Below are 15,401 nucleotides of genomic sequence, written 5' to 3'. Positions count from 1 at the left end.
GGAGATGCCATTAGACATGAAAAAGTACACAATGAATGAAATGGTCGATATAACAAAGGATATGCTGAACAAACGGGGCGTTATGATAGAAGATATTGCACGGATTGTTCAAAAACTTCAGGAAAAATACAATCCAAATCTGCCGCTCAGTGTTTGCATGGAGAATGTAGAAAGAGTCCTGAACAAACGTGAAATTATTCATGCTGTTTTGACAGGCCTTGCACTCGATCAGCTTGCGGAACAGAAGCTTCTCCCCGAACCGCTGCAGCACCTTGTTGAAACGGATGAACCGCTTTACGGCATAGATGAAATTATCCCGCTTTCAATCGTTAATGTGTACGGGTCGATCGGTTTGACCAATTTCGGTTATTTGGATAAAGAGAAGATTGGAATTATTAAGGAACTTGATGAAAGTCCAGACGGTATTCACACCTTTTTGGATGATATTGTGGCAGCTCTTGCTGCAGCAGCGGCGAGCAGAATTGCCCATACGCATCAGGATCTGCAAGATGAAGAAAAAGAACAGGATGAAAAGCCTGTCGTCAGCTGACTATAAAAAAATCATTTCTGGGTTCAGAAATGATTTTTTATTGTGTTACACTACTAGAAGACTACTTTTAAAGGATGAAAAAAATGAAACAGTATAAGGATTTATGCAGACATGTTTTAGAGCATGGTGAGAAAAAGGGAGACCGGACAGGGACCGGAACAATCAGCACTTTCGGATATCAAATGAGATTTAATTTACGGGAAGGCTTTCCGATGCTCACCACTAAAAAACTCCACTTTAAATCAATTGCGCATGAACTGCTGTGGTTCTTAAAAGGAGATACGAATGTACGCTATCTGCAGGAAAACGGAGTGCGAATCTGGAATGAGTGGGCTGATGAAAACGGTGAACTTGGACCTGTATATGGCTCCCAATGGCGTTCTTGGCGGGGAGCTGATGGAGAAACCATTGATCAAATTTCCCGTCTTATTGAAGATATTAAAACAAATCCGAACTCCAGACGCTTAATCGTCAGCGCCTGGAATGTTGGTGAAATTGATAAAATGGCGTTGCCGCCGTGCCATTGCCTGTTCCAATTCTATGTGTCTGACGGCAAGCTGTCCTGTCAGCTGTATCAGCGCTCTGCCGATGTTTTCTTAGGTGTGCCGTTTAATATTGCATCTTATGCCCTCCTAACCATGATGATTGCTCATGTGACTGGGCTTGAACCGGGCGAGTTCATCCATACGTTTGGTGATGTTCATATTTATCAAAATCATATTGAACAAGTCAATTTGCAGCTGGAAAGAGATGTTAGACCGCTTCCGCAGCTTCGTTTCGCCAGAAAGGTTGATTCTATTTTTAACTTTGCATTTGAGGACTTTATCATCGAGGATTATGATCCGCATCCTCATATAAAAGGGGCGGTCAGCGTATGATTTCATTCATTTTTGCGATGGATGCCAACAGGCTTATCGGCAAAGACAATGATTTGCCGTGGCATTTGCCCAATGATCTTGCATACTTTAAGAAAATAACATCGGGCCATTCAATCATTATGGGCCGGAAAACATTTGAATCGATCGGACGTCCGCTTCCAAATCGGAAAAATATTGTCGTTACCTCAGCGCCGGATTCAGAATTTCCGGGATGCACGGTTGTCAGTTCATTAAAGGATGTACTGGACATTTGTTCAGGCCCTGAAGAATGCTTTGTGATCGGAGGGGCTCAGCTCTATACGGACCTGTTCCCTTATGCGGACAGACTGTATATGACGAAAATTCATCACGAGTTTGAGGGTGACCGTCACTTTCCTGAATTTGATGAATCCAATTGGAAGCTGGTTTCTTCTGAGCAGGGGACCAAAGACGAAAAAAACCCGTATGATTACGAATTTCTAATGTATGAAAAAAAGAATTCTTCTAAAGCGGGAGGATTTTAATTGGTTCGCTACAGCCTTCTAGTGGTTTATATTGTGTATATGCTGTTAAAAAATATGAAACAATTATTTAATCAAACAATGCTCGATCCCCGTCTGTCATACAAAAAACAGATGGCTCTTGTGTACGAACAGCCAAAGGCGTTTTTAGAAGGCTGTATCGGCATCTCCGGTTCAGTTGTGACGATCCATCAGCCAGAGCCAATACCACACGGTCCTGTTTTGTATGTGCATCCCCGTTTGCGTTTGGCTGAACTGGCCTTAATTGCTGGATATATTGAGGAACCGGCCGGCTTTATCGCTAACCCAAAAGTGTTCCGCTTGCCTTTTATCGGGCAATGGCTGGATCGGATGGATGTGATTTCAGACGGGGATTCAGAAAAGGTATATGAAGATGTGACAAAACAGCTGGAAAAGGGACAAAGCCTGATTCTTTCACTAGATGGTTCTATTGATCCTGTAGAACTTGCGGCCCGCTATCATCTTCCGTTGGTGATGGTGGAAACGAAAGGAACAGATAACATGCAAAATGGCTCGTTTTTTAAACGCTTAAAACCGGCAGACATTGAATTGTCCTTTTCAAAAGCTTATATACCTGCCAATGAAAAACAATTACGTGCATAAAAAAGCGCAGTCGTGAAGACTGCGCTTTTCTGTTACTGTTACGAAAGGAAAGGCACCTTTACACAATAGAAGAGCACGCAGAAAAACATGGCAGCGCTCCCGCCCAATACAAAGCTGTGCCAAATGGCGTGATGGAAGGGGATCTTTTTCCAAATGTAAAAGATGGTTCCGACAGAGTATAAAATGCCGCCGAGAAAAAGGAGGCTGAATCCCGCTCCGCTCAGTGAAGCATATAAAGGTTTAACTGCAATAATCATCAGCCACCCCATGACTAAATACACGAAGGTTGACAATAGGATAAACCGTTTCACAAAGAAAATTTTAAAAACGATTCCGCCTAGGGCAAGTGACCATACGATAACCAACAGGGTAAAGCCGAGTGTGCCTTTCAACGGCCCAAGCAAAAAAGGCGTGTAGGTTCCGGCGATGAGTACGTAAATTGCGCTATGATCAATAATCTCCAAAATGTCCTTCGTTTTTTTATGTGTGATGCTGTGAAGCAGGGTGGAGCTCAAATATAACAGCAGCATAGAGACACCGAATATTGTAAAGCTGACAATGTCCCATGCAGACCCGTAATTAGCCGCAAATATTATTAGAAACACTAATGCTGGGATGGATAAGAGGACACCGATGCCGTGTGTAATCGCATTGGCGATCTCTTCTTTGATTGTAAACAAGTACATTCTCCTTTCGATCGCTAGATCATTTGATTTTTTAACGTCTCTATAAAGCTCAAGCCCTCAAAGGTAATTTTTGTGCCTGCGCGTCCGCGGCTTTTGGTGACATAATCTTTTTTCTCCAAATAGTCGAGACGGCTTCTGACCTGCTGAGGAGTTAACGAGGTTTGGGTATTTTTGCTGTGTTCAGAAATGATCCGTCTGCTGGCAGGTTCTCCTTTTTCGTTCAATACTTTTATTGTTTCCAAAATAAACAAAAACTCAGCTTTTTCCATTAAAGTAAGCAGTTTCGCTTTTTTCTTCGACGTTTTTCCGTCTATCGTGCCTCTAATATACGGCGGCAGGTCATATGGCTGAATCGTTCCCCCGCTTGATACTGCCGCCATATAATCTGCAGCGTTTTTTAATTCCCTGACATTGCCTTCAAATGCATGCTTCTCAAGCACGGGAAAAACGGAGGGATCGATTAACAATTGCTGACCAGAATTTGAGAGAAAATGCTGTGTCAAAAGCGGAATATCGCTTTTTCGTTCCGATAATTCGGGCAGTGTGAGCGTTAAAATGTTCAGTCTGTAGAATAAGTCTTGCCTGAATGTATGTTCCACGGATCGGTCTGCAGAAGCACAGATCATTCGCGGTTTCTCCGTGTCTGAATCAAGCGCTTTTAACAGCTGAGCTTGTACAGAAGCAGGCATGCGCCATACATCATCAAGAAAAAGGGTTCCTCGTACCGCTTTTTGAAAAACACCTGTGTTTCCGTTAGGGCCAAAAAGCTCATGAATAAGGGTTTCTTCCGAATGGGTGCTGCAATTGACGCTTATAAACGGTTCATTGCTTCTCGAAGATTCCAAGTGTATGGCATGTGCGAAGTGATTTTTGCCTGTTCCGATTTTTCCTGTTATTAAGACAGGAAGCTCCGATAACGAGAACTGCTTGGCGATTCGCTTCGCTTCCAGAAAAGTTTGATGTTCTCCGATTAGATGTTGAAATGTATTGAGTTTTGGTGCACTATTCATCAATTGGCTCCTTTTGGTTCTAATTGGTTTCATTATATCATGCCTTTTGGTTGAAAACACCCTTTATTTTACGATCATCTTTTTTCTTGGCTCTGCAGGATAATGGTTGAACAGAAGTTACCACAAGATGTGGTGGACATAGTCTGTATTTTTTTAATTATTAAATAAAAATAATTGTCTTATTTTTTGAATATTCATGTTATAATGGCATATTAAATAGGGATTTAAAACAAGAAAGGAATCTGTACATGAAACCGTTGCTTAAAGAAAACTCTCTCATCCAAGTGAAAGACATTTTGAAGGCTCACCAAAACGTAAAGGACGTTGTCATTCACACACCTTTGCAGAGGAATGACAGACTTTCTGAGAGATATGAATGCAATATCTATTTAAAACGCGAAGACTTGCAAGTTGTCAGATCTTTTAAGCTCAGAGGGGCTTATCATAAAATGAAACAGCTTTCCAGCGAGCAGACAGAGAACGGAGTTGTGTGTGCAAGTGCCGGAAACCACGCTCAAGGTGTGGCATTTTCGTGTAAACATCTTGGCATTCACGGAAAAATTTTTATGCCGTCTACTACACCGAGACAAAAAGTATCTCAAGTTGAACTATTCGGAAAAGGATTTATCGATATTATTTTGACAGGCGATACGTTTGACGACGCGTATAAAAGCGCTGCTGAATGCTGTGAGGCGGAATCTCGGACGTTTATCCATCCGTTCGATGATCCGGATGTGATGGCCGGACAGGGAACGCTCGCAGTCGAGATTTTAAACGACATTGATACAGAACCGCATTTTCTTTTTGCAAGTGTCGGAGGCGGCGGCCTTCTCTCTGGGGTAGGTACATATTTGAAAAACGTGTCTCCTGATACAAAGGTAATTGCTGTTGAGCCGGCGGGAGCGGCATCCTACTTTGAATCAAACAAAGCTGGGCATGTCGTCACACTTGATAAAATTGATAAGTTTGTAGATGGGGCGGCTGTTAAAAAAATTGGCGAGGAAACCTTCCGGACGCTGGAAACTGTCGTTGATGACATTCTCCTTGTGCCTGAAGGAAAAGTATGTACATCCATTCTTGAATTATATAACGAATGTGCGGTTGTTGCTGAACCGGCTGGAGCTCTTTCTGTCGCAGCGCTTGATTTGTACAAGGATCAAATTAAAGGGAAAAACGTGGTGTGTGTGGTAAGCGGGGGCAATAACGATATCGGAAGAATGCAGGAAATGAAGGAGCGTTCCTTGATTTTTGAAGGCCTTCAGCATTATTTTATCGTCAATTTTCCACAAAGAGCGGGGGCGCTCCGCGAATTTCTTGACGAAGTCCTCGGGCCGAATGATGACATTACAAGGTTTGAATATACGAAGAAAAATAATAAAAGCAATGGACCTGCTCTTGTCGGCATCGAGCTGCAGAACAAAGCCGATTATGGGCCGCTGATTGAACGGATGAACAAAAAACCGTTTCATTATGTAGAGGTGAACAAGGATGAGGACTTGTTCCATTTGCTAATCTAATTTTTTTACACAACCGCGCAAAATGACAGACAGCCCGGCTGGCATCATATATAATAGAAGAAAAACAAAAAAGAGGATTGATAGCTTGTTACTCAAAAGCCTAGAGTTCAAACGCGGTGACGGGATTCAGGTGAAAGTGACAGAAATACCTGTATTAAAGGAAGATGAGCACTATTTCTTTATGTTACATCACCATTTGCAATTCTACTTAAAAGAAGTGTTTTCATCAAACAGCAGGGCAAAAGTGTATTCTTTCCGACATTATATGAAGCGGCGGATGAAGTGGGCAGATTATCAGGCTGTATTTCATCAAGAGGTGTTAAAGCACAACGCGTAACATGCCGTTTTTTACCTGCATGCCCTCCTTTGTAATCGTTAATGGGGAGGCATGCAGGATTTTTTTTGCTCAGTATCGAATACAAACATGGGACAGTAAGGACGGTTTTAGAAAGCGTTTTTATGCTGGCTGGAAAGGATGGATGTCATGAAGGTTATCAAGGGGTTAACGGCTGGGCTGTTTTTTCTGTTTTTGTGTGCATGCGGAGGACAGCAGATTAAAGATCCGCTCAATTACGAGGTGGAGCCTTTTACATTTCAAAACCAAGACGGCAAGAACGTTTCTTTAGAGAGTTTAAAAGGAGAAGTATGGCTGGCGGATTTTATTTTTACCAATTGTGAAACTATATGTCCGCCAATGACCGCTCATATGACCGATCTGCAAAAAAAACTGAAAGCCGAAAATATAGATGTCCGCATCATATCATTTAGTGTTGATCCAGAAAACGATAAGCCGAAACAGCTGAAGAAATTTGCCGCAAATTATCCATTATCTTTTGATAACTGGGATTTTCTCACGGGATACAGCCAGAGTGAGATTGAGGAGTTCGCACTTAAGAGCTTTAAAGCGATCGTAAAGAAGCCGGAGGGAGATGACCAAGTGATTCATCAATCTTCTTTTTATTTGGTAGGTCCGGACGGTAAGGTGCTGAAAGATTACAATGGAGTGGAGAATACACCGTACGATGATATCATTTCCGATGTGAAGTCAGCCAGTACACTCAAGTAAGCTAAGAGACTAGGCATTTGCAAATCTTCTAAAACATGATACACTTTCCACTAGTAGAATGGGAAGGAGCAACAAGATTGAAGCTGCGCATTTTTTCAATCATGGCCAGTTTGATTTTGCTTCTTACTGCGTGTACGAGCATACGTACATCATCTGAGGGAAAACAAAAAGCCCATGAAACGAAAACAAAAGAACACATTGTCATAGCGGCTGTCGGAGATTCGCTGACAGAAGGAGTCGGAGATCCCGACGGAAAGGGATATGTCGGCAAGGTGGCGGATTCTATCCGGTCAGATAAACAAGTCAAAACGGTCGACGTGAAAAATTATGCTGTAAAAGGGAACCGTTCGGATGATTTATTAGAAAAACTAAAAGATAAAAAGGTTCAAAAAGGCATAAAGGACGCAGATTATGTCTTTTTTACAATTGGCGGTAATGATTTGATGAAAATCCTTCGCCAAAACTTTCTGCAATTAACCGTTGAACCGTTTCAGGAAGCGGAAAAACCGTACGAAAAGCGCTTTGAAAAAATCATTTCTGAAATTCGCGAGCTGAATGATCACGCTGAGCTGATTTATGTCAGCATGTACAATCCGTTTACGTTTACATTATCAGAACTAAATGAAATAAATGGTGTCGTCACGGATTGGAACCATATTGCTGAAAAAGAGCTGAAAAAAGATAAACATGCAAAAATCGTCCATATCGAAGATTTGTTCAATCAAAAAAGTGACAGCAGCCGAATTTCTGAGGAAGATGATTTTCATCCTAATGGTACGGGTTATTCTCTTATCGCAAAGCGCGTCTATCAAGCCATTAAAAAAGAAGGATTACCGAAAGAGTAGGGTGACAGCATGAATAAGTGGAAGCGACTGTTTTTTATATTGCTTGCAATCAATTTTATCCTCGCCGCCGGGTTTGTGGCACTTGTTTTGCTCCCGGGGGAACAGGCTCAGGTGAAGGATTCATCTGAGAGCGAGTATGGATTTCAAGTGACAAGCACAAAAGAATCATTAGCTGCGTTTGTTAACTCATATTTAAACGACAAAGCATCAAACAAGCTTGATTATAAAGTAGAGATTGATGATGATGTTCATGTCGCAGGGAAAATCAAGGCATTTTCCACGTCTATTGATGCGTTTATCGCTTTTGAGCCGACCGTGAAAAAAAACGGTGATGTAGAGCTGAATGTCACGAAATTTTCGTTAGGGAAATTGAGTATACCAATTAGCTTTGTGTTAAATTATATGGACAGCTTTTATGAATTGCCGTCATTTGTCCATGTTCACCCCGGAGATAAAAGCATTGAAGTGCGTTTGTCAGAAATGCCTTTAACGAATGGAATGTATGTCAAAGCGGATAAGATAAATTTAGAAAAAGATGAAATTGAGTTTTCCTATTACCATCCTAAACAATAGAGGTGACTGAAAATGAAACGGATTTACCAGTATTTCAGTTTATTATCCTTTACGTTTTCCCTGTACTTCGGCTGGCTTGCTTATCATCATCTGGCCGCTGAAGACATGGATCAAATGTATTTGAATGTTTCCTATTGTGCCTTGTTCCTAAGTGTGATGGTGTTTACATTCGGTATGAGAGACCGAAAAAAAACCGATAAGTCATGAAAAAGAGACATGAAACAACGTCTCTTTTTTCGTGCGGTCCGAAGAAAATTTGAGAACACAAGGAGAAAAGATGAAAGCATACGATTTTACACAGGGGAACGTGCTGAAACAGCTTGTACTGTTTTCAATGCCTATTATGCTCGGAAACGCATTGCAGGTTTCCTTTCAATTTATAGACAGCTTGTGGATCGGCAATTTACTGGGGGCAAAGGCCCTTGGAGCAGCCGCGGTATCAAGCACGATTGTTTTGACCGTGCTGTCTTTTATTTTGGGCCTTAACAATGCGACGTTAACAATTTTATCTCAGCAAAAAGGAAAAGATGATGTAAAAGGAATGGCGTCGTATATTAACGCTTTTGTTGTTTTATTAACAGGCCTAAGCATCGGATTCGGCGTTGCCGGTTTTTTTCTCTCAGAGCTTTTGCTGCGTCTTCTAAAAACGCCGGAGTCAATGATTCCGCTTGCTGAGACGTATTTACAGATTCAATTTATCGGCATTTTATTTTTGTTTGGTTATAACTTTATCAGTACTGTGCTTCGTGCGCTGGGCGACAGCAAGACACCTCTCCGGTTTATTGCGTTTGCTGTTGTACTGAATACAGTGCTTGCGCCGCTCTTTATTTCTGTGTTCCGCATGGGAATAGCGGGAGCGGCTTATTCAACGATTTTGTCACAGGGCATTGCGTTTCTGTATGGGTTGTTTTATGTCATCAAACACAAGCTTGTGCCATTCTCGATTCCGAGAATGCCCAAGTGGGAAGAGTCCGCGCTGATTTTGAAACTCGGGATTCCGGCAGGTCTGCAGATGACGGTGATTACAGGCGGTATGATGGCGATTATGAGTGTTGTTAACTCATACGGGGATCACGTGGTATCAGGATTTGGCGCGGTGCAGCGGCTTGATAGCATCATCACGCTTCCAGCAATGGCTGCCGGTACGGCCGTCAATAGTATGGCAGGGCAAAATATTGGAATCGGAAACGAAAAAAGAGTGGGAACAATTGCAAGGCTAGGTGTGATAGCTGTTATTTCCTGCATGCTGGTGATTGCGGTTATGATTTGGGTATTTGGTAAATATCTCATAAGGTTATTTATCAGTGAGCCTGATGCGGTCGCATTTGGTGAACAATATTCTGGTATTAAATTTAATCTCGTTTTGGGTGTTGAGATATCCTTTCACAGCTCTATTTTCAGCTTGGCTTGGACAAAAAGGAATCGGGCTTGGAATCGGAATGAGTTTTTTATTTAGCAGCTGCGCGGCATTTTTGTATTATAGATATGGCCGCTGGAAAGCAATGAAGCTGTTTACTGAAAAATAAGTGAAGCACTGCGAAAAGCACATACCTATATATCGGTATGTGCTTTTTTTCACCGTTTTTTATCAAGTTTGCTGAAGAGCTCGATTAACGTGGCAAGTTCAGCATCAGTGTAGCAGTCAAAGCGTTTAAAGAAATATTCCGTTTTTTTCTCGTTAAAGTGCTGAAGGACTTTTTCGCCTGCTTCAGTGATATGAATGCGGATGATGCGTCTGTCTTCCTTCGATCTGATTCTCGTAATCCATTCCTTTTCTACCAGCGCATCGGTCACAGCCGTAATGTGGCTTGCCGATACCTCTAAAATAGGCGCAAATTCAGTGACTTTTTTAGGCCCTTGTTCACTAAGGATTCGAAGAATGGTGAATTCATTCCGCGACAGCTCTTTATCTAAAATTTCATTGATTTCATTGCGTATTTGTTTAAAGACTTTACGGAGTAAAGTTTCCATATCGTACATCATCTGTGTTCTTACTTTCAAATTTGTGAACCTCCATTACATAAGCATATTGCTTAAAACCTATAGATTTTATTGAAAAGCAGAATCATTTTCATTCTATTTTTACATGCTATAATATAATAATACCACGTATTAACAAAGGAGGCACCAGTATGTCTGAAAAAAAAGAAATCGCCACATTTGCAGGAGGCTGTTTTTGGTGTATGGTTAAACCTTTTGACGAACAGCCGGGAATTGAAAAAGTGGTGTCCGGGTATACAGGCGGCCATACTGAAAACCCTACGTATGAAGAGGTGTGCAGTGAAACGACGGGACATCGTGAAGCCGTTCAAATCACGTTTCATCCTGATGTATTCCCTTATGAAAAACTGCTTGAATTATTTTGGCAGCAAATCGATCCGACAGATGCCGGAGGGCAATTTGCTGATCGCGGCAGTTCCTATCGCGCAGCCATTTTTTATCATAATGATAAACAAAAGGAGCTTGCGGAAGCTTCCAAGCAACGTCTGGCGGAAAGCGGCATCTTTAAAGATCCGATTGTAACGGACATTTTAAAAGCTGAACCTTTCTATGAAGCGGAAGGCTACCATCAGCATTTTTATAAAAAGAATCCAGCACATTATCAGCGCTACCGGACAGGTTCCGGACGAGCGGGATTTATCAGCGAGCATTGGGGGGCTAAATAAATGGCGTACAATAAAGAAGAAAAAATAAAGTCATTAAATCGCATGCAATATGAAGTAACGCAAAATAACGGCACGGAGCCGCCGTTTCAAAATGAATATTGGGATCATAAGGAAGAAGGGTTGTATGTAGACATTGTGTCAGGCAAGCCATTGTTTACATCCAAAGATAAATTTGATTCCCACTGCGGCTGGCCAAGCTTTACAAAGCCGATTGAAGAAGAAGAAGTGGAAGAAAAACTGGACACGAGCCACGGCATGATTCGCACAGAAGTAAGAAGCCGAACTGCTGATTCTCATCTTGGCCACGTATTTAATGACGGACCTGGTCCAAACGGACTTCGTTACTGCATAAATTCAGCAGCGCTGCGGTTTGTTCCGAAGCATAAGCTAAAAGAAGAAGGATACGAAAGCTATCTGCATCTCTTTAATAAATAAACTGTTAAAAACAGGCCTGCCTAATGGATAGACAGGCTTGTTTTTATGCCTTTTTCTCTTGATGCAATTCTTCAATAATCTGTGCAATTCTTTCTTTCGTAATGAGCGGGGCTTGATCTGATTGATACCCAGGCAGATTGACTTTGCGAAAGTCAGGATGTTTTTCCGGCTCTGGAAGGATCGCATAAAGGTTGCCCCATTCATACAGTGATTCAATTTCATGTGGAGATGTTAATTCTTCGTGAAGCTTTTCACCTGGACGCTTGCCCACTTCTACTGCAGCCGGCCGCGGGAGCCCGTGCTGCGATGCATATTCTTCAAACCCATGAATCAGTTCTTCAAGTTTCAGTGATTCCATTTTGAAAATAAAGGTTTCTCCGCCTTTTGTAATAGCAGCCGATTGTAATGTCAATGTAGCTGCATCGTCTATTGACATGAAAAATCTAGTCATGTTTTTGTCTGTGATGGTCAGAGGTTCACCCTCCATCATCTGTTCAAATAATATGGGGATGACCGAACCTCTGGAACCGAGAACATTTCCAAAGCGGACCGAACAAAACAAGGTTCCTTTGTTTTGGACGTGGCGGTTTGCTTGATGAAACAGCTTTTCAGATAACAGCTTGGTGGCACCCATTGTGTTCACAGGAGATACTGCTTTATCTGTACTGATATTAATGACATGCTGCACTCGGTGTGAAAGGGCAGCTTCCACCACATTTTGTCCGCCGATGAGATTGGTCTGGATCGCTTCAAATGGATGGTCCTCACATGTCGGAACCTGTTTCAGCGCAGCCGCGTGAAAGACGATATCGACGCCTTTCATCACCTGATTCACCCTTCTGTGATCGCGTATATCTCCAAGTACAAATAATAGCCGCTTATCCTCCGCATACTTTTGGCTCATGACATACTGTTTACTGTCGTCTTTGCTGAATACAATCACCTGTTTAGGTGTAAGCATCAAAAGGCGTTTGACAATTTGACTCCCGATTGAACCCGTTCCGCCAGTGACTAAAACTGTTTTGTTATGGAAAAATGGTTTTAGTTCTGCTGTTTGCTGTTTAGGCATGGCTTATCCTCCAACTCTCGTTTCTCTACCATGCATCATATGTTCAACTTTGTAATCGAATTAATGAAAGCAACCAATAAAACAAAATTTAGGGGAATGATCATGTCACAAAGTGTTCTTTTTTAATAGAAAATGGAAAAACGGACGTAACTAGGGAACAACAAAACTAAATAAACAATGTACTAAATATTCAACATATTTTTATTTCGCTCCGCAAAAGCAAATCTGGCAAAGTCATCTCACGTACCTCTTTGGAGAATAAGTTGTTTATGAGTCAGAAACCCTATAAAAAAAGGTTCATTTTCCTCACGGTAATCACCTGTATATATTTTACAATAGTAGTGTTAGTGATAAAAGAGGAGGGTACCAAATGAAGGTTTCAAAAACAATGCTGCTAAGCACTGCCGCGGGTTTATTGCTTAGCCTGACAGCAACCTCGGTGTCGGCTCATTATGTGAATGAGGAACATCATTTCAAAGTGACTGCACACACGGAGACAGATCCGGTCGCATCTGGCGATGATGCAGCAGATGACCCGGCCATTTGGGTTCATGAAAAACACTCGGAAAAAAGCAAGTTGATTACAACAAATAAGAAGTCAGGGCTCGTTGTGTATGATTTAGACGGAAAACAGCTTCATTCTTATGAGTTTGGCAAGCTCAATAATGTCGATCTGCGCTATGATTTTCCATTGAACGGCGAAAAAATTGATATTGCTGCCGCATCCAACCGGTCCGAAGGAAAAAATACAATTGAAGTATATGCAATAGACGGGGATAAAGGAAAATTGAAAAGCATTACAGATCCGAACCATCCTATTTCCACCAATATTTCTGAGGTTTATGGATTCAGCTTGTATCACAGCCAGAAAACAGGAGCATTTTACGCATTAGTGACAGGCAAACAAGGGGAATTTGAGCAGTATGAAATTGTTGATGGTGGAAAGGGTTATGTAACAGGGAAAAAGGTGCGTGAATTTAAGTTGAATTCTCAGACCGAAGGCCTTGTTGCGGATGATGAGTACGGAAACCTATACATAGCAGAGGAAGATGAGGCCATCTGGAAATTTAACGCTGAGCCCGGCGGAGGATCAAAGGGGCAGGTGGTCGACCGTGCGACAGGAGATCATTTGACAGCTGATATTGAAGGACTGACAATCTATTATGCACCAAATGGCAAAGGATATCTCATGGCTTCAAGTCAAGGAAATAACAGCTATGCAATGTATGAACGGCAGGGGAAAAATCGCTATGTAGCCAACTTTGAGATTACAGATGGCGAGAAAATAGACGGTACTAGTGACACGGATGGTATTGATGTTCTCGGTTTCGGACTTGGCCCAAAATATCCATACGGGATTTTTGTGGCGCAGGACGGCGAAAATATCGATAACGGACAAGCCGTCAATCAAAATTTCAAAATTGTATCGTGGGAACAAATTGCACAACATCTCGGCGAAATGCCTGATCTTCATAAACAGGTAAATCCGAGGAAGCTGAAAGACCGTTCTGACGGCTAGAATAGAAAGCAGCTTGTGCAGCTGCTTTTTTCTATGAATAAAAAAATCGTTCATAGCAATGAACGATTTTTCAAGAAAGCGCCAGATGAATCGCTTTTAGTTTTGCAGGAAGCTCATCAAACGTAAATGCGGGTACGGTCTCTTTATAATTGGCTGCTGCAGCTTTTTGCCGTTCTTCAGGGTGGTAGATATAGAAAGCGGCTTTTTCCTTAAAGTCGTTCATGCCGTGATAAGAAATAAAGGATGAAAAAGGATGTGCCGCGGGTAAATCTGTTAATTGAAATGCTTCGCATGCAGCGATATCAAACGTTCGGTTATTAAAACTGGTATTTTTGATGCGCATAGTATTTTGGTTGAAAGCAAAATGATAGGGACGATGCGCATTAATTACGATGTCTGCCCCATTATAATAATGAACGGCCTGTTCGGGTGGAACCCATGTGCTGACGACATCAATATGCGGCTGTTTGAGCACTTTTTTAGGCAGATATTTTCCCCATTCCTTGCCGATTACCCGAACCGTGAATGGCAGATGGACCGCTTCTTTCATAAGCTGAACCCGATTAGGGTAAGGATAGCCGATGATTAACAGATTTGAATGATAGGAATGTTCGGTGCCCATTTTTTTAAACAGCCGATGGTTAACTGGTATCGGAACATAATAGACGTTCTGGTAGCCGAGCTCTTGATAGTAGAGAGCTGCATTTTGTTCTATCGTTAATATGGCGTCAGCAAGCTTAATTACCTGAAGGCTGATATCCATATAAAATGGGTCTTCGGTCAGCCAAACATACACGGGGATATCCTTACCCTTTAACCAGGTCAGCCAGTCGTGAGGAACGCGGTCTCCAACCATCATAAGTGTGAAATCCGGCTGAAACGCTTCGATCTTCATCAAAGATTCTGCTTCAGGTTTATCTGCAATCATATACTCTGTATGAGTGTTCTGAAAACATTCTTCAGCCCAGCGATCAAAATAACTGTATATTCCTCCGTATCCCGACTGGATATACAAGACTTTCATCGGATGTTATGAAAAGAACGTAACGCTTTCTACTTTGTCTACATCAATTAATGTTGTAGCTTGGCCTGCCGGAGTGACGGAGCTTTCCTGTGTTACAAATACGATCCCGTGAACCTGATCGAAAGCAACGAAAACAACCGGTCCGATCATGTCACCTGAATCAGTCACAATGCTGATTGTCGTGCCTGGCGTAATTCTGGCAAAAATCCATCTTGCCGGAAGAGAAGGGTCTAAAATAGATTCTGCCGTAACCGTTTCACTTTCATCTACTTTTTGATCGATGGCAGCATCAAGCAAGGCTTTAAGATTACTATCCATATTTTCTCCTCCTTCTGTTGCAGTTGGAAATAAAGGGCTTAAAACGGCTTTAATTAAATCCTTTTTTAACTGTGCATTTTCAGAGCTCATTACACACACCTCCTATTCGATAGTGAACTCA

Annotated in this window: 19 protein-coding genes and 1 pseudogene; 14 read left to right on the top strand and 6 right to left on the bottom strand. The window is 41.9% G+C overall.

The annotated features are described in order from the left end of the window. Positions 1–16 precede the first annotated feature (16 nt). The 4 genes from NST79_RS11340 to NST79_RS11325 all read left to right on the top strand — a co-directional run bounded on the left by NST79_RS11340 (position 17) and on the right by NST79_RS11325 (position 2,552). A complete protein-coding gene (locus tag NST79_RS11340; protein ID WP_087961595.1) occupies positions 17–550 on the top strand; it encodes a phosphatidylglycerophosphatase A in 534 nt (177 codons plus the stop codon). An 83-nt stretch (positions 551–633) separates the two neighbouring features. Next, positions 634–1,428, top strand: a complete 795-nt coding sequence (locus tag NST79_RS11335; RefSeq protein WP_024572096.1) for a thymidylate synthase — start codon at positions 634–636, stop codon at positions 1,426–1,428. Next, positions 1,425–1,931, top strand: coding sequence for a dihydrofolate reductase DfrA (dfrA, locus tag NST79_RS11330; protein WP_088326321.1), 507 nt, complete (start codon positions 1,425–1,427; stop codon positions 1,929–1,931). The genes NST79_RS11335 and dfrA overlap by 4 nt, the downstream gene beginning before the upstream one ends. Continuing rightward, positions 1,932–2,552 (top strand): hypothetical protein, encoded by a 621-nt coding sequence (locus NST79_RS11325; protein ID WP_004398497.1) that lies wholly within the window; start codon positions 1,932–1,934, stop codon positions 2,550–2,552. Positions 2,553–2,590: 38 nt separating this feature from the next. Here NST79_RS11325 and NST79_RS11320 read toward each other — a convergent pair whose 3' ends face one another. Both NST79_RS11320 and NST79_RS11315 read right to left on the bottom strand, forming a co-directional pair. Beyond that, on the bottom strand, positions 2,591–3,232 hold the full coding sequence (locus NST79_RS11320) for a hemolysin III family protein (protein ID WP_004398522.1): 642 nt from the start codon (positions 3,230–3,232) through the stop codon (positions 2,591–2,593). 20 nt (positions 3,233–3,252) lie between these two features. Further along, the gene (locus tag NST79_RS11315) at positions 3,253–4,248 is read right to left on the bottom strand and encodes a sigma-54-dependent transcriptional regulator (protein WP_004399025.1); all 996 of its coding nucleotides are present in this window, start codon (positions 4,246–4,248) and stop codon (positions 3,253–3,255) included. Between the two features lie 248 nt (positions 4,249–4,496). On the opposite strand from NST79_RS11315, the gene ilvA reads away from it, so the two are divergent. The 7 genes and pseudogenes from ilvA to NST79_RS11280 all read left to right on the top strand — a co-directional run bounded on the left by ilvA (position 4,497) and on the right by NST79_RS11280 (position 9,775). Beyond that, positions 4,497–5,765, top strand: a complete 1,269-nt coding sequence (gene ilvA / locus NST79_RS11310; RefSeq protein WP_003230803.1) for a threonine ammonia-lyase IlvA — start codon at positions 4,497–4,499, stop codon at positions 5,763–5,765. An 85-nt stretch (positions 5,766–5,850) separates the two neighbouring features. Further along, positions 5,851–6,102 carry a DUF2535 family protein gene (locus NST79_RS11305; RefSeq protein WP_004399020.1) on the top strand — a complete coding sequence of 84 codons (252 nt, stop codon included), beginning with the start codon at positions 5,851–5,853 and terminating at the stop codon, positions 6,100–6,102. Positions 6,103–6,249: 147 nt separating this feature from the next. After that, the gene (scuA, locus tag NST79_RS11300; RefSeq protein WP_212060668.1) at positions 6,250–6,831 is read left to right on the top strand and encodes an SCO family protein; all 582 of its coding nucleotides are present in this window, start codon (positions 6,250–6,252) and stop codon (positions 6,829–6,831) included. Between the two features lie 77 nt (positions 6,832–6,908). Then, on the top strand, positions 6,909–7,676 hold the full coding sequence (locus tag NST79_RS11295; protein ID WP_003245956.1) for an SGNH/GDSL hydrolase family protein: 768 nt from the start codon (positions 6,909–6,911) through the stop codon (positions 7,674–7,676). A gap of 9 nt (positions 7,677–7,685) precedes the next feature. Then, complete coding sequence (locus NST79_RS11290; protein ID WP_015251867.1) at positions 7,686–8,249, top strand: YpmS family protein; 564 nt, start codon at positions 7,686–7,688, stop codon at positions 8,247–8,249. Between the two features lie 12 nt (positions 8,250–8,261). After that, complete coding sequence (gene ypmT, locus NST79_RS11285) at positions 8,262–8,456, top strand: protein YpmT (RefSeq protein ID WP_003230808.1); 195 nt, start codon at positions 8,262–8,264, stop codon at positions 8,454–8,456. Between the two features lie 70 nt (positions 8,457–8,526). Then, positions 8,527–9,775 (top strand): annotated as a pseudogene (locus NST79_RS11280) (MATE family efflux transporter). Positions 9,776–9,824: 49 nt separating this feature from the next. On the opposite strand, the gene NST79_RS11275 reads toward NST79_RS11280, so the two are convergent. Then, positions 9,825–10,250, bottom strand: coding sequence for a MarR family transcriptional regulator (locus NST79_RS11275; RefSeq protein ID WP_004398634.1), 426 nt, complete (start codon positions 10,248–10,250; stop codon positions 9,825–9,827). A 131-nt stretch (positions 10,251–10,381) separates the two neighbouring features. Here NST79_RS11275 and msrA point away from each other — a divergent pair, with 131 nt between their 5' ends. Together msrA and msrB are read left to right on the top strand one after the other, a co-directional pair. Further along, positions 10,382–10,915 carry a peptide-methionine (S)-S-oxide reductase MsrA gene (msrA, locus tag NST79_RS11270; protein ID WP_003230812.1) on the top strand — a complete coding sequence of 178 codons (534 nt, stop codon included), beginning with the start codon at positions 10,382–10,384 and terminating at the stop codon, positions 10,913–10,915. Further along, positions 10,916–11,350 (top strand): peptide-methionine (R)-S-oxide reductase MsrB, encoded by a 435-nt coding sequence (gene msrB / locus NST79_RS11265; protein ID WP_014480061.1) that lies wholly within the window; start codon positions 10,916–10,918, stop codon positions 11,348–11,350. It abuts the gene before it with no gap. Positions 11,351–11,393: 43 nt separating this feature from the next. On the opposite strand, the gene NST79_RS11260 is transcribed toward msrB, so the two are convergent. Further along, a complete protein-coding gene (locus NST79_RS11260) occupies positions 11,394–12,419 on the bottom strand; it encodes a nucleoside-diphosphate sugar epimerase/dehydratase (protein ID WP_032722019.1) in 1,026 nt (341 codons plus the stop codon). A gap of 370 nt (positions 12,420–12,789) precedes the next feature. On the opposite strand from NST79_RS11260, the gene NST79_RS11255 reads away from it, so the two are divergent. After that, positions 12,790–13,938 (top strand): phytase, encoded by a 1,149-nt coding sequence (locus NST79_RS11255; protein WP_212060660.1) that lies wholly within the window; start codon positions 12,790–12,792, stop codon positions 13,936–13,938. 70 nt (positions 13,939–14,008) lie between these two features. On the opposite strand, the gene cgeB is transcribed toward NST79_RS11255, so the two are convergent. Then, positions 14,009–14,962, bottom strand: coding sequence for a spore maturation protein CgeB (gene cgeB / locus NST79_RS11250; RefSeq protein WP_015251872.1), 954 nt, complete (start codon positions 14,960–14,962; stop codon positions 14,009–14,011). Between the two features lie 6 nt (positions 14,963–14,968). Further along, on the bottom strand, positions 14,969–15,370 hold the full coding sequence (cgeA, locus tag NST79_RS11245; protein WP_003230824.1) for a spore crust protein CgeA: 402 nt from the start codon (positions 15,368–15,370) through the stop codon (positions 14,969–14,971). Positions 15,371–15,401: the final 31 nt, after the last annotated feature.

This window comes from Bacillus sp. PS196, from assembly GCF_037963555.1.
Lineage (GTDB): Bacteria > Bacillota > Bacilli > Bacillales > Bacillaceae > Bacillus > Bacillus subtilis.
This window is presented reverse-complemented; position numbering and strand designations above follow the sequence as displayed.

Coding starts and splice junctions, on each gene's coding strand:
- NST79_RS11340 (WP_087961595.1), top strand. CDS start 17: ATGAAAAAGTACACAATGAATGAAATGGTCGATATAACAAAGGATATG.
- NST79_RS11335 (WP_024572096.1), top strand. CDS start 634: ATGAAACAGTATAAGGATTTATGCAGACATGTTTTAGAGCATGGTGAG.
- dfrA (WP_088326321.1), top strand. CDS start 1,425: ATGATTTCATTCATTTTTGCGATGGATGCCAACAGGCTTATCGGCAAA.
- NST79_RS11315 (WP_004399025.1), bottom strand. CDS start 4,248: ATGAATAGTGCACCAAAACTCAATACATTTCAACATCTAATCGGAGAA.
- ilvA (WP_003230803.1), top strand. CDS start 4,497: ATGAAACCGTTGCTTAAAGAAAACTCTCTCATCCAAGTGAAAGACATT.
- scuA (WP_212060668.1), top strand. CDS start 6,250: ATGAAGGTTATCAAGGGGTTAACGGCTGGGCTGTTTTTTCTGTTTTTG.
- NST79_RS11290 (WP_015251867.1), top strand. CDS start 7,686: ATGAATAAGTGGAAGCGACTGTTTTTTATATTGCTTGCAATCAATTTT.
- ypmT (WP_003230808.1), top strand. CDS start 8,262: ATGAAACGGATTTACCAGTATTTCAGTTTATTATCCTTTACGTTTTCC.
- msrA (WP_003230812.1), top strand. CDS start 10,382: ATGTCTGAAAAAAAAGAAATCGCCACATTTGCAGGAGGCTGTTTTTGG.
- msrB (WP_014480061.1), top strand. CDS start 10,916: ATGGCGTACAATAAAGAAGAAAAAATAAAGTCATTAAATCGCATGCAA.
- NST79_RS11260 (WP_032722019.1), bottom strand. CDS start 12,419: ATGCCTAAACAGCAAACAGCAGAACTAAAACCATTTTTCCATAACAAA.
- NST79_RS11255 (WP_212060660.1), top strand. CDS start 12,790: ATGAAGGTTTCAAAAACAATGCTGCTAAGCACTGCCGCGGGTTTATTG.
- cgeB (WP_015251872.1), bottom strand. CDS start 14,962: ATGAAAGTCTTGTATATCCAGTCGGGATACGGAGGAATATACAGTTAT.
- cgeA (WP_003230824.1), bottom strand. CDS start 15,370: ATGAGCTCTGAAAATGCACAGTTAAAAAAGGATTTAATTAAAGCCGTT.